The organism is Bradyrhizobium sp. (assembly GCF_049519115.1).
Lineage (GTDB): Bacteria > Pseudomonadota > Alphaproteobacteria > Rhizobiales > Xanthobacteraceae > Bradyrhizobium.
The window spans coordinates 277,444-298,185 of sequence record NZ_JBEKRB010000003.1 but is presented as its reverse complement, the minus strand read 5'-3'; the positions used below and the strand labels follow the sequence as shown (position 1 = coordinate 298,185).

At 61.2% G+C, this 20,742-nt stretch carries 18 protein-coding genes; 12 read left to right on the top strand and 6 right to left on the bottom strand.

The window, feature by feature from the left end; translation table 11 throughout:
- The first annotated feature begins 8 nt into the window (after nucleotides 1-8).
- On the top strand, nucleotides 9-1,295 hold the full coding sequence (gene ispG / locus ABSE61_RS04825) for a flavodoxin-dependent (E)-4-hydroxy-3-methylbut-2-enyl-diphosphate synthase (RefSeq protein ID WP_423869917.1): 1,287 nt from the start codon (nucleotides 9-11) through the stop codon (nucleotides 1,293-1,295).
- Nucleotides 1,296-1,324: 29 nt separating this feature from the next.
- Here ispG and modA (ABSE61_RS04820) read toward each other — a convergent pair whose 3' ends face one another.
- Together modA (ABSE61_RS04820) and ABSE61_RS04815 are read right to left on the bottom strand one after the other, a co-directional pair.
- Nucleotides 1,325-2,107: a molybdate ABC transporter substrate-binding protein gene (modA, locus tag ABSE61_RS04820; RefSeq protein ID WP_423869916.1), complete on the bottom strand. Its 783-nt coding sequence runs from the start codon at nucleotides 2,105-2,107 to the stop codon at nucleotides 1,325-1,327.
- Nucleotides 2,108-2,152: 45 nt separating this feature from the next.
- Complete coding sequence (locus ABSE61_RS04815) at nucleotides 2,153-3,628, bottom strand: MmgE/PrpD family protein (protein ID WP_423869915.1); 1,476 nt, start codon at nucleotides 3,626-3,628, stop codon at nucleotides 2,153-2,155.
- Between the two features lie 187 nt (nucleotides 3,629-3,815).
- Between ABSE61_RS04815 and ABSE61_RS04810 the strand changes: the two genes are divergently transcribed.
- The gene (locus tag ABSE61_RS04810; protein ID WP_423869914.1) at nucleotides 3,816-4,685 is read left to right on the top strand and encodes an alpha/beta fold hydrolase; all 870 of its coding nucleotides are present in this window, start codon (nucleotides 3,816-3,818) and stop codon (nucleotides 4,683-4,685) included.
- A 138-nt stretch (nucleotides 4,686-4,823) separates the two neighbouring features.
- A complete protein-coding gene (modA, locus tag ABSE61_RS04805; RefSeq protein WP_423869913.1) occupies nucleotides 4,824-5,573 on the top strand; it encodes a molybdate ABC transporter substrate-binding protein in 750 nt (249 codons plus the stop codon).
- A gap of 10 nt (nucleotides 5,574-5,583) precedes the next feature.
- Here modA (ABSE61_RS04805) and ABSE61_RS04800 read toward each other — a convergent pair whose 3' ends face one another.
- Together ABSE61_RS04800 and ABSE61_RS04795 are read right to left on the bottom strand one after the other, a co-directional pair.
- Entirely contained in the window at nucleotides 5,584-6,090 is a 507-nt protein-coding gene (locus ABSE61_RS04800; RefSeq protein WP_423869912.1) for a RidA family protein, read from the bottom strand.
- Between the two features lie 28 nt (nucleotides 6,091-6,118).
- Nucleotides 6,119-6,937 (bottom strand): N-acyl homoserine lactonase family protein, encoded by an 819-nt coding sequence (locus tag ABSE61_RS04795; protein ID WP_423869911.1) that lies wholly within the window; start codon nucleotides 6,935-6,937, stop codon nucleotides 6,119-6,121.
- A gap of 131 nt (nucleotides 6,938-7,068) precedes the next feature.
- Between ABSE61_RS04795 and ABSE61_RS04790 the strand changes: the two genes are divergently transcribed.
- From ABSE61_RS04790 to ABSE61_RS04765, 6 genes are all read left to right on the top strand, one after another.
- Complete coding sequence (locus ABSE61_RS04790) at nucleotides 7,069-8,076, top strand: MBL fold metallo-hydrolase (protein ID WP_423869910.1); 1,008 nt, start codon at nucleotides 7,069-7,071, stop codon at nucleotides 8,074-8,076.
- An 89-nt stretch (nucleotides 8,077-8,165) separates the two neighbouring features.
- On the top strand, nucleotides 8,166-9,083 hold the full coding sequence (locus ABSE61_RS04785; protein WP_423869909.1) for a pirin family protein: 918 nt from the start codon (nucleotides 8,166-8,168) through the stop codon (nucleotides 9,081-9,083).
- A 70-nt stretch (nucleotides 9,084-9,153) separates the two neighbouring features.
- Nucleotides 9,154-10,068: a phosphoribosylaminoimidazolesuccinocarboxamide synthase gene (locus ABSE61_RS04780; protein ID WP_423869908.1), complete on the top strand. Its 915-nt coding sequence runs from the start codon at nucleotides 9,154-9,156 to the stop codon at nucleotides 10,066-10,068.
- Nucleotides 10,069-10,166: 98 nt separating this feature from the next.
- Nucleotides 10,167-12,374 carry an SLC26A/SulP transporter family protein gene (locus tag ABSE61_RS04775; protein ID WP_423869907.1) on the top strand — a complete coding sequence of 736 codons (2,208 nt, stop codon included), beginning with the start codon at nucleotides 10,167-10,169 and terminating at the stop codon, nucleotides 12,372-12,374.
- A 142-nt stretch (nucleotides 12,375-12,516) separates the two neighbouring features.
- A complete protein-coding gene (locus tag ABSE61_RS04770; protein ID WP_423869906.1) occupies nucleotides 12,517-14,106 on the top strand; it encodes a hypothetical protein in 1,590 nt (529 codons plus the stop codon).
- A 169-nt stretch (nucleotides 14,107-14,275) separates the two neighbouring features.
- Complete coding sequence (locus tag ABSE61_RS04765; protein WP_423869905.1) at nucleotides 14,276-14,857, top strand: hypothetical protein; 582 nt, start codon at nucleotides 14,276-14,278, stop codon at nucleotides 14,855-14,857.
- A gap of 100 nt (nucleotides 14,858-14,957) precedes the next feature.
- Here ABSE61_RS04765 and ABSE61_RS04760 read toward each other — a convergent pair whose 3' ends face one another.
- Nucleotides 14,958-15,278, bottom strand: a complete 321-nt coding sequence (locus tag ABSE61_RS04760) for a hypothetical protein (RefSeq protein ID WP_423869904.1) — start codon at nucleotides 15,276-15,278, stop codon at nucleotides 14,958-14,960.
- A gap of 314 nt (nucleotides 15,279-15,592) precedes the next feature.
- On the opposite strand from ABSE61_RS04760, the gene ABSE61_RS04755 reads away from it, so the two are divergent.
- Nucleotides 15,593-16,783 carry a serine hydrolase domain-containing protein gene (locus ABSE61_RS04755; protein WP_423869903.1) on the top strand — a complete coding sequence of 397 codons (1,191 nt, stop codon included), beginning with the start codon at nucleotides 15,593-15,595 and terminating at the stop codon, nucleotides 16,781-16,783.
- Nucleotides 16,784-16,838: 55 nt separating this feature from the next.
- Here the strand turns inward: ABSE61_RS04755 and ABSE61_RS04750 are convergent, their stop codons facing one another.
- Entirely contained in the window at nucleotides 16,839-17,840 is a 1,002-nt protein-coding gene (locus ABSE61_RS04750; RefSeq protein ID WP_423869902.1) for an adenosine kinase, read from the bottom strand.
- Between the two features lie 99 nt (nucleotides 17,841-17,939).
- Between ABSE61_RS04750 and murJ the strand changes: the two genes are divergently transcribed.
- Both murJ and trpS read left to right on the top strand, forming a co-directional pair.
- Complete coding sequence (gene murJ / locus ABSE61_RS04745) at nucleotides 17,940-19,487, top strand: murein biosynthesis integral membrane protein MurJ (RefSeq protein WP_423869901.1); 1,548 nt, start codon at nucleotides 17,940-17,942, stop codon at nucleotides 19,485-19,487.
- A 98-nt stretch (nucleotides 19,488-19,585) separates the two neighbouring features.
- Entirely contained in the window at nucleotides 19,586-20,638 is a 1,053-nt protein-coding gene (gene trpS, locus ABSE61_RS04740) for a tryptophan--tRNA ligase (protein ID WP_423869900.1), read from the top strand.
- Nucleotides 20,639-20,742: the final 104 nt, after the last annotated feature.

Sequence of the window (20,742 nt, the reverse complement as noted above, 5' to 3'; positions counted from 1 at the left end):
GAGACCCCATGAACCAGCCCGTAAAACCACCCGAAAACGACGTCGCGGGGCCAAAGGCCCGGCATCAAACCACCCAGGTCATGGTCGGCCATGTCGCCGTCGGCGGCGGTGCGCCGATTGTCGTCCAGTCGATGACCAATACCGACACCGCCGATATTGACGGCACGATCGCCCAGGTGGCGGCGCTGTCGCGCGCCGGCTCGGAGATGGTGCGTATCACAGTCGACCGCGAGGAAGCCGCCGCCGCCGTTCCGCATATCCGCGACGGCCTGCGCAAGCGCGGCATCAATACGCCCTTGATCGGCGACTTCCATTACATCGGCCACAAGCTGCTCGCGGAATATCCCGCCTGCGCCGAGGCGCTCGACAAGTACCGCATCAATCCCGGCAATGTCGGCTTCAAGAACAAGCGCGACACCCAGTTCGCCGACATCATCGAGATCGCTAACAAGAACGATAAACCAGTTCGGATCGGCGCGAACTGGGGCTCGCTCGACCAGGAACTGCTCACCAAGCTGATGGACGAGAATACGGCTTCCGCCAATCCGCGCGATGCCCGCGCCGTGACGCGCGAGGCCATGGTGCAGTCGGCACTGTTGTCGGCCGCGCGCGCGCAAGAACTCGGCATGCCCAAGAACAGGATGATCCTGTCGGCAAAGGTTTCCGCCGTGCAGGACCTGATTGCGGTCTATCAGGAACTCGCCCGTCGTTCGGACTACGCCATCCATCTCGGGCTCACCGAAGCCGGCATGGGCTCGAAGGGCATCGTTGCCTCTTCCGCTGCACTCGGCATTCTCCTGCAGGACGGCATCGGCGACACCATACGCATTTCGCTGACGCCCGAACCCGGAGGCGACCGCACCCTGGAAGTTCAGGTCGCGCAGGAGTTGTTGCAGACCATGGGTTTCCGCACCTTTGTGCCGCTGGTTGCGGCCTGTCCGGGCTGCGGCCGCACCACCTCGACCACCTTCCAGGAACTGGCGCGCTCGATTCAGGATTTCATCCGCGTCGAAATGCCGGGCTGGAAGACGCGCTATCCCGGCGTCGAGGAGCTCAACGTCGCCGTGATGGGCTGCATCGTCAACGGCCCCGGCGAATCCAAGCATGCCAATATCGGCATCTCGCTGCCCGGCACCGGCGAAGCGCCGGCCGCACCCGTGTTCGTCGACGGCAAGAAGTTCCGCACCCTGCGCGGACCGACCATTGCCGCCGACTTCAAGGCGCTGGTGATCGACTACATCGATCAGCGCTACGGCGCGAACGCCAAGCTGCCGGAGACAACGGCGGCGGAGTAAACTTCCGCCGCTCAAACAATCGATCGGGATCAATTCTCTTTCACTGCCACAAATCCGGTTGCCTTCAGAACGGCGGCCGCTGATGGCGACGAGATGAAGCTGATGAATGCGCGGGCGACCTCCGGCGCCTTACTGGTCGCGATGATCCCGGCGGCCATCACGGTTGTATTCTGGATCTCGGCAGGCAACGGCCCGGCTAGTTCGACGCCGGGCGCGATCACGATCTCGGTGATTTGCCCGATTTGCATTTCAATCTCGCCGCTCGCAACCGTCCGGAAGACGTTCTCGGGAGCATCACCTTCGGTGCGGTCGAGCCTCAGTTTCGGTTTCAAATCCTCGGCGAGGCCGAGCCGCTCGATCAGGCTCGCGGCGTAGGTACCAGACGTCGATCCCGTTGCCGGATCGCGATAGCCGATCGAGCGGGCAGCGAGCAGCGTTCGCTTGAACGCCTCGACACTGCTGATGTCAGGCTTGGGCGCTCCCTTGCGAACCGCGACGCCGAGTGCGATCCCGGCGACGTTGACGAGGCTCCCTGGCAGAACCTTGCCGTTGCTTGCAAGTTTCTCGATCTGCGATCTGGATACGATCACGACGTCCGCGGCATCGTCCTTTTGAATCCGGCTCGTGATGGCGCCCGCTGGACCGTATTCAATTGTTGCCGTGTTGCCGGAGGACTTCTGAAAGTCCGGAGCGAGCCTGGACAGCGCACCCTTCAACGAGCCGGAGGCCAGAACCTTGATTTCGGCGGCGTCCGCGCTGCACGTGGCGGCGATCGCGGCAAGACCAGCCAATGCGATCTTCAAATAGCTCATGAAGCCTCCGGCCTTTTTAAATTTATGTATCGCGCATTCGGCGCTCTAAGGTTTTGTTGGCATCGAAAGCTGGCCCAGCAGGCGGGAGAGATCATCCCTTTCATCGATCGCCCACAGCGCCCGCTGAATGGCGTCGGTCCGCTCTCGTGGCCAGCGCTTGCCCACATTGCCGCGGAATTTCCGTTCCACCTCGGATCGGTTCATCGGCCGCTCGGAAAACCCGGGCGCGTAGTCGACTTCGCGCGAAATTCGCTGCCCGTCGGCGAGGATCGCCGTCACGCGCGTGGGCGCGGCTCCGACCCGCGCGGTGAGTGCGGGGTCCTCGCGCACCGTGATCTTTTGCATGAAAGCGAGAATGCGGGGGTCACCGAACATCTCAGATGCGAAGCTATCGTTGGTGACGTCGCCATCGAACATCGCGCGCGCGGTGATGTAGGGCAGGCTGTGATCGGCGGTCTCTCTGGTTTTGGGCGACCATTTTTCAGGCTCGCTGCCGGTCCGTTGATAACCGCGCTGGGTCGTGGCGATCTCGATCGCGGCGATGCGGTCGAGCGAGCCGACTTCTTTCGCAACGTCGATGCCGGCGACGATCGCGGTCTGAGTGTAGATCACAGCGGGATAAGGTTTTATGGCGCAGCGATGGATCAGGAATGCCACGTCGCCGCCACCGAACTTGTCGGGGTCGATGTCGCCTGGGCCGGACACCTGCTTGAAGAAGCCGGACTGACCTTCGAAGATCGGCGCCGGGCCGGTCAGGCCGCCCCGCGCCAGAGTTGCCGCGAAGACCGCATTGCGCGCGGCTTCGGCGTCGGCGAGTCCCTTCCAGTCCGACAGCGTCTGCACCCGGGTCTGGGCCATCGGGATGTGGTCGTTGACGGCGATATTGACGGCTTGGGTCAACTGCCCGGGGCTAAGTTTCATCAACTTTCCCGCCGCGAGCGCCACGGCCGGAAGACTCATTACCGGCGGGTCCCAGCCGCGCGCCGTGATGTCGAGCGCGTCGACCAGCCGGCAGTTCACCTCGTAGGCGATGACGATCGCGAGAATTAAATCCCTGGCGCTGGCTCGCTCAGCCTCGGCCACCGCAAGACAGGCCGCTATGTGATCGCTGGGATGAACGGAGAAGCGTCCGACATAGGTGTCGTTGAAGTCGAAATAGCGGAACGCAGCGCCGTTGGCGAAGGACGCCAGTTCAGGCGTCGTGCGGTTGTTGGTGCCGATGATGGTGGCATTGCCGCTGACCGCCAGTGCAACGTTGCGGCAAATACCAACTGGCCCTTCATTGAAGGCGCCGATGCCGCATCCGATCGTATCGATAAGGTGCGTCTTGACCCGCTCGATGGTCGCCGCGTCGATATCCTCATATCGCAGGCGGTCGGCATAGACCGCGAGTCGTTCCGCAAGCGGAGCGACCGACTGCGCCGGCTTCGGATGGTCTTGCGCGTCCGCCGCCCAGGAAGCGGCGGGGAGTGCCGCAGCACCGGCTGCCAGGCGCAGAACGGCTCTACGAGCGAGCTTCATGGCATTTCCTCAATCGTATGCCGAAATTCGGCGGCGGTCCTTGACGGGCCTTTTGTAAATGGTTCGGCTGAGAGTATGTGAGGTTCGGCGCAATGTCAGCCTTCGGCACAAAACGGGGCAAGCGCGGATCGCCTGTCAAAGTGCTAAACTTTCCTGGCGCCCCAGGTTCGAATGTCGGGAGGACGATATGATCAAGCGGCGCGCGTTTCTTGCCGGCGCCTTGGGTGCGGTGGCCTCGGGCGCGATCGCCCGGGCAACCAATGCTGCCGATCATCCGCTTTCCGGCGCCTTCGCTGAGCTGCCCGGCGTGAAACTGTGGTTCACGGACAGCGGCGGCACCGGCGTGCCGCTGATTTTGCTTCACGCCAACACTGGCACCAGTGCCGTCTGGGAAAACCAGGTCGAAAGCTTCTCCCGGGCCGGATACCGCATCATCGCGTTCGACCGCCGCGGCTGGGGCAAAAGCATGCCCAATCCGGCAACAGGTCCGCAGCCGGGCACTATTGCAGGCGATCTTGATGCGCTCGCGGAACATCTCAAGCTAGACAAATTCCATTTGCTGGGCGTCGCCGGCGGCGGGTTTGCAGCTCTGGACTATGCCGCATGGCGTCCGGAAAAGCTTCGAAGCCTGGTGATCGCGGCGAGCACCGGCCAGATGGCAGACAAGGAGATCGCCGATTTTATCGCTCGCCTTGAAATTCCGGGATTGCGGAAGTTGCCGGCGGTCTACCGGGAAGTCGGGCCGTCCTACCGCGGCGCCAACCCGGACGGGACCAAACGCTGGATCGAGATCGACGAGCACGCGCGCCAGGCTGAAGCGCCAGATCAATCCCTTCGCACCCCCAACACCTTCGCGAAGATCGAGACGATCCCGACACCCACCCTGATCCTCGCCGCGGATGCCGATCTGCTTGCGCCGCCGAGCCTGATGCGCACCTGGGCAGCTCACATGAAAAATCATGAATGGGCGGTCGTCACCGATGCCGGCCATGCGATAGCGTGGGAGCAGCCGGAAATATTCAACGCGAAAGTTCTCGAATTTATCCAACGGCATTGAAGGGCGTCGCATCGGCGCAAGACAAGACGCGCGCTCATCACGATCAGGTTTATTTCGACGGCGCGTCTCGCAGTCGTGGGTGCTTTTCGCTAGGTTGGTTCGACATCGATACAAAAAGCAGAAGCTTGGGAGGAAACGATGAAAATTCTACGCGTGATGGCTCCGATCGTCGGATCGGTATTGGCGCTGCTGGCGAGCGGTGCGCAGGCGGCGGATATCAAGGTTTTGGCTTCGACGGCCGTGAAGACGACCCTGGAGGAGCTTACGCCGCAGTTCGAGAAAGCGACCGGCAATAAAGTCGACATCACCTTCGCACCGGCCGCGGCCCTCAAGGTGAAAATCGAGGAGGGCGCGGCGTTTGACGTCGCCATCCTCGCCGCACCGATCACCGACAGCCTTGCCGGAAGTGGGAAGCTAGCTACGCCGGCCACGACAATTGCGCATTCCGGCATCGGCGTTGCGATCCGCAAGGGCGCCCCAAAGCCCGATATCAGCACGACGGAAGCATTCAAACGAATGCTGCTCGATGCCAAATCCGTCGGGTTTACCGCGGCGGGGGCGACCGGTGCCTACCTCAAAACATTGTTCGAGAAGCTTGGGATTGCCGACGAGCTAAAACCGAAACTCAAACTTTTGCCGGGCGCGGTCGGCGAGGCTGCGGCATCAGGCGAAATCGAAATCGGCATGACCCAGATCAGCGAGATATTACCCTATAACGGCGTCGAGCTGGCCGGACCGCTGCCGCCGGATATCCAGTCCTACACCTACTTCTCGGCGGCCGCGTCGCCGGCGAGCAAGGAAGCCGACGTGGCCAAGGCCTTCATCAAATTTCTCGCCACACCGTTGGCACTGGCCGTTATCAAGGCAAAAGGCATGGAGCCGGGTTGATCTTACAAGTTCATTTATTTGGCGTGCCCTTGGCCTTTCCCTCGACCGAGCATGGATTCTCGGTCGAGCAACTATCGCCGATCACGCCAATAGCCTGGACTTCGATCTCGATCCCGGGGCGCGCGAAATTCGTCACGGTGATGAGGGCGCTGCCGGGATAGTTCCCGTTCTTGAAAAAGTCCTTGCGCATTTCCACGAACTTGTCGCCATACCGGGATTCCTTGAGGAAGACCGTCATGGCGACGACATTGTCCAGGCTGCCGCCGGCGCGCTTCAAGACGCCATCGACCTGAGCAAATACCTGTTTGACCTGGGCTTCGAAGTTGTTGGCGATATCGTGGCCCTGTCCGTCCTCTGTCGCAGTCTGGCCGGCTACCCAGACCGTGATTCCGCCAGACGTTATGACACCTGGGGAAAATGCACGCGACAGCTGGAACGGCGTCTTCTGCATGTACTCGGCAGCCTGCGCCACAGTTGCGAGCAGCAACATGAACAATACGACAACCATACGGTTCATCCGAAACCCTCGACGATAAAGCCAGCCACTATTTGGCGAACGCCGGAAATACCGGCAGCTTTTCGATGTCACGTGCATCGTGCTGGATGATGAGCGTCGCCTTCAGGTTCGATGCAATCTTCTTGATGCGCTCGATTGAAGCTACCGTCTGGGCGCGGTCATAGTTGAACGAAGGCACGCCGTCCGAATCGTAGTTCTCGCGGAAATGCACCGCATCGCCTGAGAGGATCACAGGGCCCATTTGCGGCAGCTTGACCAGCAGGCTGGAATGACCCGGCGTATGGCCGGGCGTGCGCAGCAGCATCACCGTGCCGTCGCCGAATACATCCTTGTCGAGGGTCTGCGGCTCGACCTTGCTTTCACCCTTGATCCAGCTCTCGAACGGTTTGAAGTTCACGCCTTCCGCTGGCTTGGGCGCGGAAATCGCGTCCCATTCCCTGGCGCCGATCAAGAGGGTCGCTTTCGGAAACGAGGCGATCTGGCCGGTGTGATCGGCGTGATAGTGGCTGATGCCGACATATTTGATCTGGTCGGGTTTGAGATCGATCTTCGCCAGAAGATCGACGAGACTGACCTTCGGTGCGACCTTGGGCATGGTCATGGCATGGCCGGTATCCCACAACATATACTCGTCGCCATGCTTGATGAGATAGCAGCTGTAGACGAACTGAAGTTTGAGATCGCCGTAAGAGTAAGTATCCGAGAAGCGCGGATTGACCGCCTGAGGTTCCTGAGGCGTGCCGCATTCGAAACGCGCCAGCGACACTTCCGGCGCCGCGTGCGCTGAACCCGCGAGGCTTGCGAACAGACTGGCGCCAAAAGCGAGTGTGGTCAGTGCTCGATTCATGGTTTCTTCCCTTGATTTGAAAGGTTGAGGCGCGGCTCACTTTTGCCCGATGTGGTTCACAAAGTATTCGGCGCGACAGATCAGGTGCTAAGTAGAGCATGCAGAATACACGCATGTGAAGGGGGGACGGAATGTCGATGCGCAAGGCGCTGTGCCCGTTGGCTCTGACCGTGCTCGTGGGCCCGGCTTACGCCCAATCGCCGGCATCTGTACCCGACACGATCGAGGGCCATCTGGCCGCGGGCAAGAACGCGGCCGGAGGGCGCGACAATACGCCGGACTTCTATGGGCTCGTGACGGCGATCTGTGTTGCACCTCAGCGCGGCGCGCCTGCCCCCGACGCACCTGCCCCACGCGAAGATCCGAACCGGAAGGCGACCTATATGCAGCCGAAGAAGGCGTTCGACGACGTCTATTGGCTGGGGACCGAAAGCACCTCGGCATGGCTGCTGACGTCAGACGACGGCTACATCCTCTACGATACCGCCTACGTCTATGATGCCGAAGATGTGTTGATCGGCGGCATGCAGAAACTTGGTCTCGAGCCCGCCAAAGTGAAATACGTCATCGTCTCACATGGCCATCGCGGCGAATCCGGCGGGGCCACTCTTTTTCAATCGCGATACGGCGCGCGTATCGTCACGGCGGATTGGGACCTCATTGAAGGTTCGCTTTATGGATATCCGACGGGCAAGCCGAAGCGGGACATTGTTGCCACCGACGACATGAAGGTCACGGTGGGCGATCGCACCGTCACGCTCTACTTGACGCCCGGACATACGCCGGGAACCATTTCCGGCATTTTCCAGGTGCTGGATCAGGGCAAGCCGCTGACAGTTGTTTATTCCGGCGGCACGGAATTCAATTTTCCCAACGACGTGGCGCATTTCGATCAATATCTGGCGTCGGTGCGCCGGCTTGCCTCGTTGGCGGTGGCCGCAGGCGCCACGATCATCATCAACAATCAATCCCAGTTCAACGGAGCCGCGGACAAGCTGCGGAGTTTGGCCGATCGGCAGGTGGGCGAGCGACATCCCCTCAACGTCGGCACTGAGGCGGTGGCGCGTTATTTCAAGATCGAGGACGAGTGCGCCCAGGCCCAGCGCCTCAAGGTCATTGCGGGTCAAAGCGACCACTAGCTCGATCTCGAAACCGAAGTGATTTGCCCGACGGGCAAATCGACAAGTTTTCTGCTATGGATATCAGCCAATATCCAAGGGAGAAATCCATGAGCTGGCAGCCCTCCAACGATCCGATCCTCGGCGATCCCGCCTCCTGCGATGCGCTGGAACTCGTCATCGTGCCGCGCACCCGCGACCTCGGCGATGGCTTTGAAGTTCGACGCGCGCTGCCGCATGGCAAGCGGCAGATGGTCGGCCCGTTTATTTTCTTCGATCATTTCGGCCCGGTGCAATTCGTGTCCGGCAAGGGCATGGACGTGCGCCCGCATCCCCATATTGGCCTTGCGACCGTCACCTATCTGTTCGACGGCAGCATCATGCACCGCGACAGCGAGGGCAATATCCGCGAAATCCAGCCCGGCGCTATGAACCTGATGACGGCGGGCCGCGGCATCGCCCATTCCGAACGCACGCCCGACCTCCAGCGCCAGAGCGGCCAGAAAATGCTGGGTCTGCAAAGCTGGATCGCATTGCCGGCCGGAGAAGAAGAGATCGCGCCGACCTTCCAGCACTATGCGGCCTCCGATCTGCCGGTCGTGACGGATCGTGGCATCACGGCGCGGATCATCGCAGGGAGTGCGTTCGGCGCGACATCGCCGGTCGCGATGGTCTCGCCCTGGTTCTATGTCGAGGTGACGGCGGAAGCAGGCGTCCGCGTCCCTTTGGACGCCGATCACGAGGAGCGTGCCATCTATATCGTGGACGGCGAGGTCGAGATCGCCAATGAGCGCTATGAGGGCCCTCGCCTCCTGGTGTTCCGCCCAGGCGACCGCATCACCGTCAAGACGCTGAAGCCTGTGCGGATGATGTTTCTCGGTGGAGATGCGCTCGAAGGTCCGCGTCATATCTGGTGGAATTTCGTCTCCTCCAGTAAAGAGCGGATCGAGCAGGCCAAGCAGGACTGGAAGTCCGGCCGCTTTGCTGCCGTCCCCAATGAGCACGAGTTCATTCCGTTGCCGGAATGAACTGGCTGCACCCTGATCCTTTCGCCGCCGCGCGCCACTCGGCCGCGGCCGCCTTCGAAAGTAGAGTTTCATGAACACCATGCTTGCGAGCGATTTGCCTCTCCCCCGGATCGGGCGCGGCAAGGTTCGCGATATCTACACTGTCGGCGACGATCGCCTGTTGCTTCTGACCACCGATCGGATCTCGGCCTTCGATATTGTGATGGGAGAAACCATTCCGATGAAGGGCGCCGTGCTGACCCAGATCAGCGCCTGGTGGTTCAAGAAGCTCGAAGGCACTGTCCCGCATCACATGATCAGCGCCGACGCCGATACGATTATCCGCGAGGTGCCGGCGTTGCGGGATCATCGCGCTTCGCTCGCCGGACGCGCCATGTTGTGCCGGCGGACGACGGTGTTTCCGATCGAATGCGTGATCCGGGGCTATCTCTCCGGTTCGGCCTGGAAGGAATATGCCGCGCAGGGCACGCTGGCCGGAGACAGGCTTCCGCCTGCTCTTCCGGAGAGCGGAAGACTGGAGCCTGCGATCTTCAGCCCGGCCACCAAGGCCGAGACCGGTCATGACGAGAACATCACCGTTGCTCGCATGTGCGAGATCGTGGGCCGTGAGGTGACCGATACGCTGGAAAGCATGACGCGCGCGGTCTATTCGCTCGGCGAACGCTTAAGCCGCGAACATGGCATCATCATCGCCGACACGAAGTTCGAATTCGGTCGCGACGCCGATGGCCGGATCATTCTGATCGACGAAGTGATGACCCCCGACAGTTCGCGGTTCTGGGCGGTGGACGCCTATCGACCGGGGCAGCCGCAACCGAGTTTCGACAAGCAGCCGCTGCGAGACTACCTCGACACCGAGCGTCGTGCCGGCCGCTGGAACGGCGAAGCTCCGCCGCCGCCATTGCCAGAGAGCGTCGTGGATGCAACCAGCCAACGTTATCTCGAGGCCTATCGCCGGGTCACCGGCGACGATCTGCGGGTATAGCGTCGGTGGCGCTTCGCGCTTTGACAATCCCAAAAATGATCTTGTCCTGACGCGCCACCTTCGTCTACCACTGACGTCCGTCTTTTGAGGATCTGCGCGTGAGCATTGAGTCGATCAGTCTTCGGCCGAAGCTGCCACTAAGCGTAATCCTCAAGGACGTCCTCGGCGGCAGCGCCGCCAGCGTTTTGACGCTGACTTTCGGACTGTCCTATTCGCTGCTGATCTTCACCGGACCTCTCGCGCCCTATCTGTCCTACGGCGTCGCAGCAACCTTCATCTCGTCGGCCGTGCTTGCCGGCGTCATCGCCGCCGGAAGCTCATTGCCGTTCGCGGTCGCGGGACCGGACAGTTCCACCGCGGCGATGACGGGGATCCTGGCATCATCGGTAGTGGAACGGATGGTGGCGGCCGATCCGTCCGCACCGCTGCTCGCACCCGTATTGCTCACCCTTGCCCTTGCCACCGTCGCAACCGGAATCGTGCTTTGCGTCTTCGGAATGACGCGGATGGGACGTGCGATCCGCTACGTGCCTTATCCGGTGGTCGGTGGATTTCTGGGCGCAACCGGCTGCCTGATCCTTCTGGGCGCGGTCCGCGTCATCACCGGCCAGCGCCTGCAATTCGCGACGCTCGGCCAGTTCGAGGATTTCCTGACGTTGTCGAAGCTTGCGGCGGCCTGCGTCATGGCACTAATCCTCTATCTCACATGGCACCGCTCACGCTCTTCGTTGGGATTGCCTGCCATACTCGTTGGCGGCGTGATCGCCGGGCATATCCTGTTCTGGCTGACAGGCATCTCGCTGGCGGAAGCGCAGGCGGCAGGCTGGACCTTCCAGTCCCCACCCAGTGCGGATTTCATGTTGCCGTGGAGCGTCGACGGTATCGAGAAATATCCCTGGCATACCCTGCCCGAACTGTCGGGCAATTTGATCGCCGTGATTTTCGTCACGGCATCGTGCACGCTTTTCAACACCACGGGCATCGAAGTCGCCGTGCAGCGTGAAGCCAATCTGGAACGGGAACTCAACGTCACCGGCATCGCCAACCTGCTCTCCGGCGCGCTCGGAGGCTACACCGGCTGCATTTCCATCAGCCGAACCGTGCTCAACTTCAACAGCGGCGGCTCCAGCCCGCTGTCGGGCTTCACCGTCGCTGCGATGTCGCTGCTGATGCTGCTGTTCGCCCCCACGCTGCTCGGCTATATGCCGAAATTCGTGCTCGGCGGCCTTCTGATCTATCTGGCTGCCGACCAGCTTCACAAATGGATCGTCCAGTCGCGGCGGCGGCTCTCGTTCATCGAATACCTGTCGCTGCTCGCCATTATCGTCATCATCGTGCAATGGGGCTTCATCGCCGGCATCCTGATCGGCGTCGTCATCGGCTGCGCCACGTTTGCCTTGAGCGCCTCGCGCATCGATTCCATCAAATACAGCTTTGACGGCTCGGAATATCGCAGCTCGCTCGATCGCTCGCGCGAGGACCAGGCCGTATTGTCGGCGCATGGCGGCAAGATCCAGGGCCTCAACCTGCAGAGCTATCTGTTTTTCGGCTCGGCCAACCGGCTCTACCAGCACGTCAAGGCGCTTCTCGAGCGTCATCCCGAATGCCGCTTCCTCGTGTTCGACTTCAAGCTCGTAACTGGAATCGATTCTTCGGCGGCGTATAGTTTCGCCCAGATCAAGCGGACGGCGCAGGATCGCGGCATCAAACTGGTGCTGGTTCATCTTCCCTCGGCCGCCGAGAAGGCGTTGCGATCGAGCGAATTCATCTCGGCCGACGTCAGCATCGTTCCCGAACTCGACCACGCGCTCGAATGGTGCGAGAACGAGATCATCGTGCTGCATCAGGGCCGCGACCAGGAGGAAGCCTCACTTCGCGACTGGTTTACCCAGATCCTTGGGACCGAAGAGGACGCCGCAGAATTGATCCATCGCTGCGAGCGGCTTGAAGTCGCGGCCGGCGAGATCATTGTCAGCGCCGGCGCGCCCGCCGATTCCATGCATTTCATTCTGGACGGGCGCGTCGGGATCATGATCCCGGCGGGCGAAGGCGGCGGCACGACGCGGGTACGAAGCCTCGGACGCTGCACCACCATTGGCGAAATGGGCCTTGTCTCGCATGCGCCGCGCAGCGCCACGATCCAGGCCGAGGTCGCGAGCATACTCTATGTCTTGAGCGCGCAGCAGTTCGAGGCGCTCAAGCTCGAAAATCCGATGCTTGGCCAGAAATTGCTGACCTATTTCGTATCGGTGATCGCCGAACGCCTGACCTTCGCCAACCGCATGATCGCGGTGCTCCGGCGGTAGACGAAGCGGCCCTGCCCTTATGAGCCGGTTGCCCTTATGAGCCGTAGGGCCGCACGAGCGCGTTGAGAAGCACCTCGTTGCGGCATATAATCGGCTGACGCAATCGGCTTCAATTTGACGCTCGCTTCGAAGCAAGGGGAACATGATGCGCCAATTCTGGTTTGCCACGACCCTTGCAGCCATTGCGACGTTCGGAGCCTGCCTGCCGGTGCTGGCGCAGGACGAAGCGGACCAGAAACTGGGCAAGGTCCATTTCGCAACGACCTGCAACGAAGTCGCACAGCGGCGATTCGACCGCGCGATGCGTTACCAGCATTCGTTCTGGTATGCCGAATCGAAGGATATTTACGAGGAGGCGATCAAGGCCGACCCGGATTGCGCCATCGCCTATTGGGGCATCGCGCTGTCGCTACTCGGCAATCCGCACGGCGCCATCCCTGCGCCCAATCTTCCGCTGGGACTTGCCGCCATCGAGAAAGCCAAAACGATCGGCGCCAAAAGCGAACGCGAGCGCGACTACATCGACGCACTGTCGGCGATGTATCTCGACTACGACAAGAACCCGCAACAGGCGCGGGTGCAATCCTATCTAAAGAAGATGGAGGCCCTCGCGGCAAAATACCCCGACGACGACGAGGCGCAGATTTTCTACGCGATTACCCTGAATGTATCGGCCTCACCCGCCGACAAGACCTACGCCAACCAGCTCAAGGGCGCCGCGATTCTGGAACCGATCTGGCAGCGGCAACCCCAGCACCCCGGAGTGGCCCATTACCTGATCCATCTCTACGACTATCCGCCGATCGCCGCCAAAGGTCTCCCCGCAGCGCTTCGCTATGCCAAGATCGCACCGAACGCGCCCCACGCGCAGCACATGCCGTCGCATATTTTCACACGCGTGGGCTACTGGAAGGAATCCATCGACGCCAACCTTGCTTCCGTGCGGGCGTCCGAGGCCGGCCACGATCTCGGCGAGCAACTGCATGCCGGGGATTATCTGGTCTATGCCTATTTGCAACTTGCCCAGGACGAGGATGCGCGCAAGGTCATCGCCACCATCGCGGCCACGACCCCCGATCCTGATTCTTTCGGCGGGGCATTTTCACGCGCCGCCGCTCCTGCGCGTTACGCGATGGAGCGGGGCGACTGGAAAACCGCGGCTCAACTCGACGTCATCGACAGCAAGTTTCCACATGTGATGGCGATCACTTATTTCGCGCGCGCGATCGGCGCCGCCCGCTCCGGTAACTCTTCGGCAGCCAAGGCCGACGCTGCCAAGCTTGCTGATATTCGCGATCAGTTGCAGGCCGCCAGGAATGATTATTGGGCCGCTCAAGTTGCCGTCGAGACGCAAGCCGCAAACGCCTGGGCTCTCTACGCCGACGGCAAATACGATGAAGCGCTGGCGGCGATGAGCGCGGCGGCCGATGCCGAAGACAAGACCGAGAAAGCGCCGGTCACGCCCGGCCCATTGGTGCCGGCGCGCGAACTCTACGGTTTCATGCTGCTGGATCGTGGCCAGGCGAAGGAGGCCCTTGCCGCGTTCGAGGCCACCAAGGCGAAGGAGCCGAACCGTTTCAATGGCTATACTGGTGCGGCACAAGCGGCTCAGGCGCTGGGTGATAGGGCGACTGCAAAGGCAAACTATGAAAAGCTACTGTCGTTGGCGTCCGGCTCGAATTCCGAACGGCCGACGCTTGCCGCGGCACGGGCTTTCGTCGCGAGCAACTAGTGGAGTGGATTTGACATTCGCTACCCATCTAGCCGCGAGCTCGTCAAGCGAGTGTCAAATTCGAAATTCCACCAGAAAACTTATATTTGCTAGTGGTCCTTTTGATTCTAACATTCGCAAAAGTGACCGCTGAGAAGGGATGCGAATGTTAGAATCGGACCCCTAGAGCATGGCCGGAAACCGAAGCACGATAGTTGCGATCATCCTGGGTCTCGCGCTCGGCGCATCCGCCGGACTGTCGGCATTTTTGGTCTGGCCGATGCTGGTTCAGAGCAAGGCGTTGACGCCGCCGGGCCATCCGAAGTTTGCGGAAGTGCGATGGCCGTTTCCGACCGACGAGTGGGGTGAAGGCAAGGCGTTCCGCTGCACGGCCAAGGATTGTGGTGTCGACGTCAACGTCTACATCCGCGCCAAGATCGGTTTTTGCAATTGCTCCACCGGCGTCTCGGACGACAACGAACTCGACCGCCTGAGTGATTTCAACCTGATGGGCGACAAGCCGTCGGTCCTGGGGCCGGGCCACGAGATCAATATCGCCTGGATGAAGGGCCGCAGCCGCGCCTATACCGTCACCGAGCCATACCACGCGCCAGGCTCGGTGCTGGCAATCGCCTTCAATGATCGTTGCGACGCCATTGTTGCAACGGCGACCGTCGCCCACGATGGCCCCCAGGCGATAGAGCCCAGTGTGATCGAATTCCTCAACAGCGAGATCATCGTGCACTGGGCGGAAGTGACGCTCGGGCTTTAACGTCCTCGCGGCGCGTCAGATGCCGGCCGCATCAAACTATTTGCAGAATTTGCCAGAACGGGGGATGCGAAGCGGTTCGCCGCGACAGTAATGACTGCGATCAGGCCGCGCCGCTCATATAGGTTTCGCGTCGCCCGATCATGCGGTCGGCCGCCGCTTTGGCATCGGCTTTCGAAGCGGTCGCGCACGTGCGATATTCGAGATCGGGGGTTTCCGCGGGCGCACGACGGCTGAACCAGGATTTGGAGGCAGCGGGCAAAAGCGCCAGCGCCTGGGCGACATTGTCAACGGCGCCAAAAGAGTGCAGCGCGCCGGAGGCCGCGAAGCGAACCTCATAAATGCCGGGCGTGATCGGCGCTTCGAGATTCTCACCCCGCCCCGCCCTCGGATACCGTTTCCATTCGCTCCAAGTCGAGATCATCACGTTTCCTTTGCGCCACCCCTTGATTTATTTGATCCTATCGAGGGCCAAATGCAACATTCGTGCTGCATTTTTGCTTTGATCTGAACGCATTACTGAGAGGCCAGTTTCGCGTGCCGCACAACCAAGGTGGATCAGCCTCATATAGCTGATGATCCTGCCGGATTCGTCGAAAATTATGGCACGCACTGCCTCAATCCCCAGGTTGGCTAAACGACGATCACGAGATCGCGACCGGGTTCCAGCACCATTGCGGCATGAAACCCTCGGGAGGAAGATTAACCACTTCAAAAAAATATCCAGGAGGATTCCCCATGCATAGCAAAGCTCAGATCGATCAGATATTGCGCCAGAAAAGCGATGCCGTGGAAATTCCCGGCGTCGTCGCCATCGCCGCCAGCGGCAACGAGGTGATCTATCAGGGCGCGTTCGGCAAACGCGACCTGTCCAAGCCAGACAACATGACGACAGACAGCGTGTTCTGGATCGCCTCGATGACCAAGGCGGTCACGACGGCGGCAGCGATGCAACTCGTCGAGCAAGGCAAGCTCTCCCTTGAGGCGCCGATCGGCAAGCTGCTGCCCGATCTCGCCGCGCCGCAAGTACTGGAAGGATTTGATGCCAAGGGCGAGCCCAGACTGCGGCCGGCGAAGAGTCCGATCACACTGCGCCAACTGATGACCCACACCGCCGGCTTCTGTTACGACATGTGGAACGGTGGCATGGGGACGTATCTGGCGAAGACGGGTATCCCCGGCGTCATCACTTGCCAGAATGCCGCGTTGAAAACTCCGATCACCTCGGATCCCGGCACACGTTGGGAATACGGCACCAACATCGATTTCGTCGGCAAGGCGGTCGAAGCCGTGAGCGGGAAAAAGCTGGACGCTTATCTGCGCGATCACCTGTTTGCGCCGCTCGGCATGAACGACACCGGCTTCAAGTTGACCGACGCGATGCGTCAACGCCTCGTCGGCATGCACATGCGCGGGCCGGACGGATCACTTGCGCCCATCCCGTTCGAACTTGAGCAGCAGCCGGAATTCCACATGGGCGGCGGCGGCCTATACGGCACGGCAGCCGACTACATCAAATTCACCCAGATGATCCTCAACAAGGGCCGCGGCAACGGCAACCAGGTGCTCAAACCCGACACCGTCGCCACCATGGGGCAGAACCATATCGGCGACCTTGTCGTGACCAAGATGACATCGGCCCTTCCGGTCTACACCAACGACGTCGACCTTTATCCGGGCATGGTCAAGAAATGGGGTCTGTCGTTCCTCATAACGACCGCCAAGACACCCGAGGGCCGCAGCGCGGGCAGCCTCGCCTGGGCGGGTCTTGCCAACACCTATTACTGGATCGATCCGGCACGAGACGTCACCGGCGTGATCCTGATGCAGGTGCTGCCGTTTGCGGACGGAAAATGTCTGGAGGCCTTTGCCGGCTTCGAACGCGGCGTCTATGACGGACTCGATGCCGCCGGCAAAAAGGCTGCGTGACCTTATTGCGCCCGTTTCCTCTCCCCGCTCTCAAGTGGGGAGAGGGAATAATGCTTTAAACCGGCAGGCCGTTTTGCTGCGCCAGTTCCTTCAACGAAACCTGGGGCCGCGCGCCAATATGCTGGATGACTTCAGCGGCGGCGAGCCCACCGAAACGCCCCGCGCGCTCATGTCCCACGCCACGGGAAAGACCGAACAGGAAGCCAGCGGCAAACAGATCGCCGGCGCCCGTGGTATCGACGATTTTTTTGACCGGAAACGCCGGCACCGCCGTCACGCCTTCCTTTGAAACAACGACGCATCCCTTTTCGCTTCGCGTCACCGCCGCCAGGCCGATATCGCTGCGCAGCTGCTTCAACGCCGTCTCGAAATCCGACGTCTGGTAAAGCGAATGCAGTTCGGCCTCGTTGGCGAAGACCAGATCGACCGTGCCGTTACACATCAGTTCGAGAAATTCGCCGCGATAGCGATCGACGCAAAACGAGTCCGATAGCGTCAGCGCAACCTGACGGCCGGCCTGATGCGCGATCGCCGCCGCCTTCACAAAGGCTTCCTTGGCGCTTTTCGGGTCCCACAAATAACCTTCGAGATAGAGGATCGCAGAAGCGGCGACCTGATCGGCGTCGATATCGGCCGGCGTCAATTCCTGCGCCGCGCCGAGATAGGTGTTCATCGTGCGCTCGCCATCGGGCGTTACCAGGATATACGAGCAGCCGGTCGCCGGGCCATCTGCCGCGGGCTTCGTTTCAAAGGCGACCCCCGCCGCACGAATGTCGTGCGCATACATGCTGCCGATTTTGTCTTGCTTGACCTTGCCGACATAAGCGGCGCGAGCGCCCAGACTGGCCACGCCGACAATCGTGTTAGCCGCCGATCCGCCCGACATCTCGGTCGCCGGCCCCATATCCCCGTAAATCGCGGCCGCACGATCCTGATCGATCAGCGACATGCCGCCCTTGGTCATGCCGTGACGGCTCAGAAAGCCCTCATCGGTCTGCACCAGCACATCGAAAATGGCATTGCCGATCCCGAGTACGTCGTATTTCGCTGCGGTCATTTATCTGTCCTGACAAACCATCCAAACCGGGTGTAGCCGCCTATCACGATCCCCGCGCCCCAAGCAAACTCAAATCGGCGCCTCTGCTATATAAAGCCCATGATTCGCTCGTTTCTCACGGTCTCGACGGGAACGCTGGCCTCGCGTCTGCTTGGTTTTGCGCGCGATGCCATGGTCGCGGCCTTGCTCGGCGCGGGGCCCGTCGCCGATGCTTTTCTGGTGGCGTTTCAACTCGTCAACGTCGTGCGGCGGCTGTTGACCGAAGGCGCATTGAATAACGCACTGGTGCCGATCTGGCTCTCCGTCAAAGAGGCGAAAGGTCCCGTCGCAGCGAGCGCTTTCGCCGGCCGGGTGCTCGGCACCATCAGCACGGCATTGATCGTGGCAACCGCCGCGGCAGGCCTGTTGATGCCTTGGATCATCACGGCGCTGGCGCCCGGCTTTGCCGGCGAATCGACGCTGCATCTCGCGATGGACGACGCCCGCCTGATGCTACCTTATTTGGCATTCGCGGGGCCTGCGACCGTGACGATGGCGCTATTGAATGCGCAAGGCCGCTTCGCGCTGACGGCCTTCGCGCCGCTCTTGTTCAACGGCGCTTTGATCGCCGTAATGATCGTCCTCGTCTTCAAACGATCGGATGCGTCTGATGCCGCGCTCGTCATCGCCACCACGGTCGGGATTGCGGGACTGTTGCAATTGCTCATCCTCATCGCGCGATCGCGCGGCAGCCACTTTGCAGCGCCGCTGCGCGTGGCTTTCGATTCCGAGATGCGCGGCTTTGTTGCCAAGGCCTTGCCCGGCATGATCGCCGGCGCCGGACCGCAACTGCTCATCGTGGCCGGCGCCATCATCGCCTCAAGCTCGCCCTCTGCGGTCTCGTGGCTCTATTTTGCCAACCGTTTGATCGAACTGCCGCTCGGCATCGTCGGCGTCGCCATCGGCGCGGTGCTGGTGCCCGAGCTGGCACGGGCAGTACATGCTCAAGATAGAAACGCCACGACGCAGGCCGAGTCGCGCGGGCTCGAACTCGCGATCGGGCTGGCGCTGCCGGCAACGCTGGGATTGATGGCATTGAGCGAGCCGGTGGTGCGGTTGCTGTTCGAGCACGGCGCCTTTACCGCGAGCGACACGGCGGGCACTGCGTATGCGCTGATGTGGCTTGCGCTCGGCCTGCCGGCCCAAGTGTTGATCAAGGCGCTGTCGCCTGCGTTCTTTGCGCGTGGCGACACCGTCACGCCGTTATGGGCAACCCTCAAGGGCCTTGCGGTGACCATTGTCCTGGCGATCGTGCTCGGCCGATTGTTCGACATTCGCGGCATCGCGGCTGCGATTGCACTCGGCGCCTGGAGCGGCGCGCTGGTGCTGATCCGGAATGGCTTTGCCACGTTCGGCTTCTCGATCGATCCCATGGCGCGTCAGCGCCTGCCGCGCATCGTGGCCGCCGCACTCATCATGGGCGGCCTGTTATGGTTATCGGCGCCGTTTGTGCTGGCCTGGGGCGGAAATGAGTCTGGGCCATTGCACCTTTTCATGGTTCTCGTGCTGATCGCGGGCGGCATGGCGGGTTATGGCCTGTTTCTCGCTCTATTCGGTGTGCTTCGCTGGGTTGATGCGATCCGTGCGTTTCGTCAAAGCGGCGCCTGAAAGCTTGCGCGGGCAAGACTTGCATGGCAATGGACGGCGCGAGGCGCTTTCGAACAACGACGGCGTAAAACGATAGATGGCTTTTCGGAAAGCTGACCATGGCAATAGTCGAACGGGTTTTTTCAGGCGTGCAGCCGACCGGTAATTTGCATCTCGGCAATTATCTCGGCGCGATCGTCAATTTCGTCAAACTGCAGGAGACCCACAGCTGTCTCTATTGCGTTGTCGATCTGCATGCGATCACGCAAGGCATCGACGTGTGGGGCGGCCCGACCGAGCTTGCGCGCAACACCCGCGAGGTCACGGCGGCCTTCATTGCCGCCGGCATCGATCCGAAGAAGCATATTGTCTTCAATCAGAGCCAGGTGACCGGCCATGCCGAGCTCGCCTGGATCTTCAACTGCGTCGCTCGCGTCGGTTGGCTCAACCGCATGACTCAGTTCAAGGAGAAGGCCGGCAAGGACCGCGAGAATGCTTCCGTGGGCTTGTACGACTATCCGGTGCTGATGGCCGCCGATATTCTTCTGTATCGCGCCACGCATGTTCCGGTCGGCGAGGACCAGAAGCAGCATCTCGAACTGGCCCGCGACATCGCGCAGAAATTCAACAACGACTTCGGCGACTCCGTTCGCGGCCACGGCTTCAATGATGGACTGTTCTTCCCGCAACCCGAGCCGTTGATCACGGGTCCGGCGACGCGGGTGATGTCGTTGCGCGACGGCACCAAGAAGATGTCGAAGTCCGATCCGTCGGATAATTCGCGGATCAACCTCACCGACGACGCCGACACCATCGCGCAGAAGATCCGCAAGGCCAAGACCGACCCGGAACCGTTGCCATCGGAGGAAAAGGGCCTGGAGAGCCGGCCCGAGGCCGACAATCTGGTCGGAATCTATGCCGCTTTGGCGGGCCGAACCAAAGCCGACGTACTCGGCGAATTCGGCGGCGGACAGTTCTCCAGTTTCAAGAACTCGCTGGTCGAACTTTGCGTCGCAAAGCTGTCGCCGATTGCATCCGAGATGAAGCGGCTGGTGGCGGATCCCGGCCATGTCGACGCCATTCTGGTCGATGGTGCCGATCGGGCGCGAGCCATCGCCGATGAAACCATGAAGCTTACGCGCGATATCGTCGGCTTCGTTCGGAAGCATTAGTTCCGGACGTACATAAAATGCCGCAGCGCACGCCACGCTAGGCGCTGCGGCAACGACAAAATACGGTTTTACCCCAACCACCTCGCGCTGGCGCTTGTCGGGCA

Bases quoted from the DNA above. Each gene is read 5' to 3' on its own strand.
- ABSE61_RS04760 (WP_423869904.1), bottom strand. From the start codon at position 15,278: ATGATCTCGACTTGGAGCGAATGGAAACGGTATCCGAGGGCGGGGCGG.
- ABSE61_RS04790 (WP_423869910.1), top strand. From the start codon at position 7,069: ATGTCGATGCGCAAGGCGCTGTGCCCGTTGGCTCTGACCGTGCTCGTG.
- modA (WP_423869916.1), bottom strand. From the start codon at position 2,107: ATGAGCTATTTGAAGATCGCATTGGCTGGTCTTGCCGCGATCGCCGCC.
- ABSE61_RS04785 (WP_423869909.1), top strand. From the start codon at position 8,166: ATGAGCTGGCAGCCCTCCAACGATCCGATCCTCGGCGATCCCGCCTCC.
- ABSE61_RS04780 (WP_423869908.1), top strand. From the start codon at position 9,154: ATGAACACCATGCTTGCGAGCGATTTGCCTCTCCCCCGGATCGGGCGC.
- ABSE61_RS04765 (WP_423869905.1), top strand. From the start codon at position 14,276: ATGGCCGGAAACCGAAGCACGATAGTTGCGATCATCCTGGGTCTCGCG.
- trpS (WP_423869900.1), top strand. From the start codon at position 19,586: ATGGCAATAGTCGAACGGGTTTTTTCAGGCGTGCAGCCGACCGGTAAT.
- ABSE61_RS04770 (WP_423869906.1), top strand. From the start codon at position 12,517: ATGATGCGCCAATTCTGGTTTGCCACGACCCTTGCAGCCATTGCGACG.
- ABSE61_RS04800 (WP_423869912.1), bottom strand. From the start codon at position 6,090: ATGAACCGTATGGTTGTCGTATTGTTCATGTTGCTGCTCGCAACTGTG.
- murJ (WP_423869901.1), top strand. From the start codon at position 17,940: ATGATTCGCTCGTTTCTCACGGTCTCGACGGGAACGCTGGCCTCGCGT.
- modA (WP_423869913.1), top strand. From the start codon at position 4,824: ATGAAAATTCTACGCGTGATGGCTCCGATCGTCGGATCGGTATTGGCG.
- ABSE61_RS04810 (WP_423869914.1), top strand. From the start codon at position 3,816: ATGATCAAGCGGCGCGCGTTTCTTGCCGGCGCCTTGGGTGCGGTGGCC.
- ABSE61_RS04750 (WP_423869902.1), bottom strand. From the start codon at position 17,840: ATGACCGCAGCGAAATACGACGTACTCGGGATCGGCAATGCCATTTTC.
- ispG (WP_423869917.1), top strand. From the start codon at position 9: ATGAACCAGCCCGTAAAACCACCCGAAAACGACGTCGCGGGGCCAAAG.
- ABSE61_RS04815 (WP_423869915.1), bottom strand. From the start codon at position 3,628: ATGAAGCTCGCTCGTAGAGCCGTTCTGCGCCTGGCAGCCGGTGCTGCG.
- ABSE61_RS04795 (WP_423869911.1), bottom strand. From the start codon at position 6,937: ATGAATCGAGCACTGACCACACTCGCTTTTGGCGCCAGTCTGTTCGCA.
- ABSE61_RS04755 (WP_423869903.1), top strand. From the start codon at position 15,593: ATGCATAGCAAAGCTCAGATCGATCAGATATTGCGCCAGAAAAGCGAT.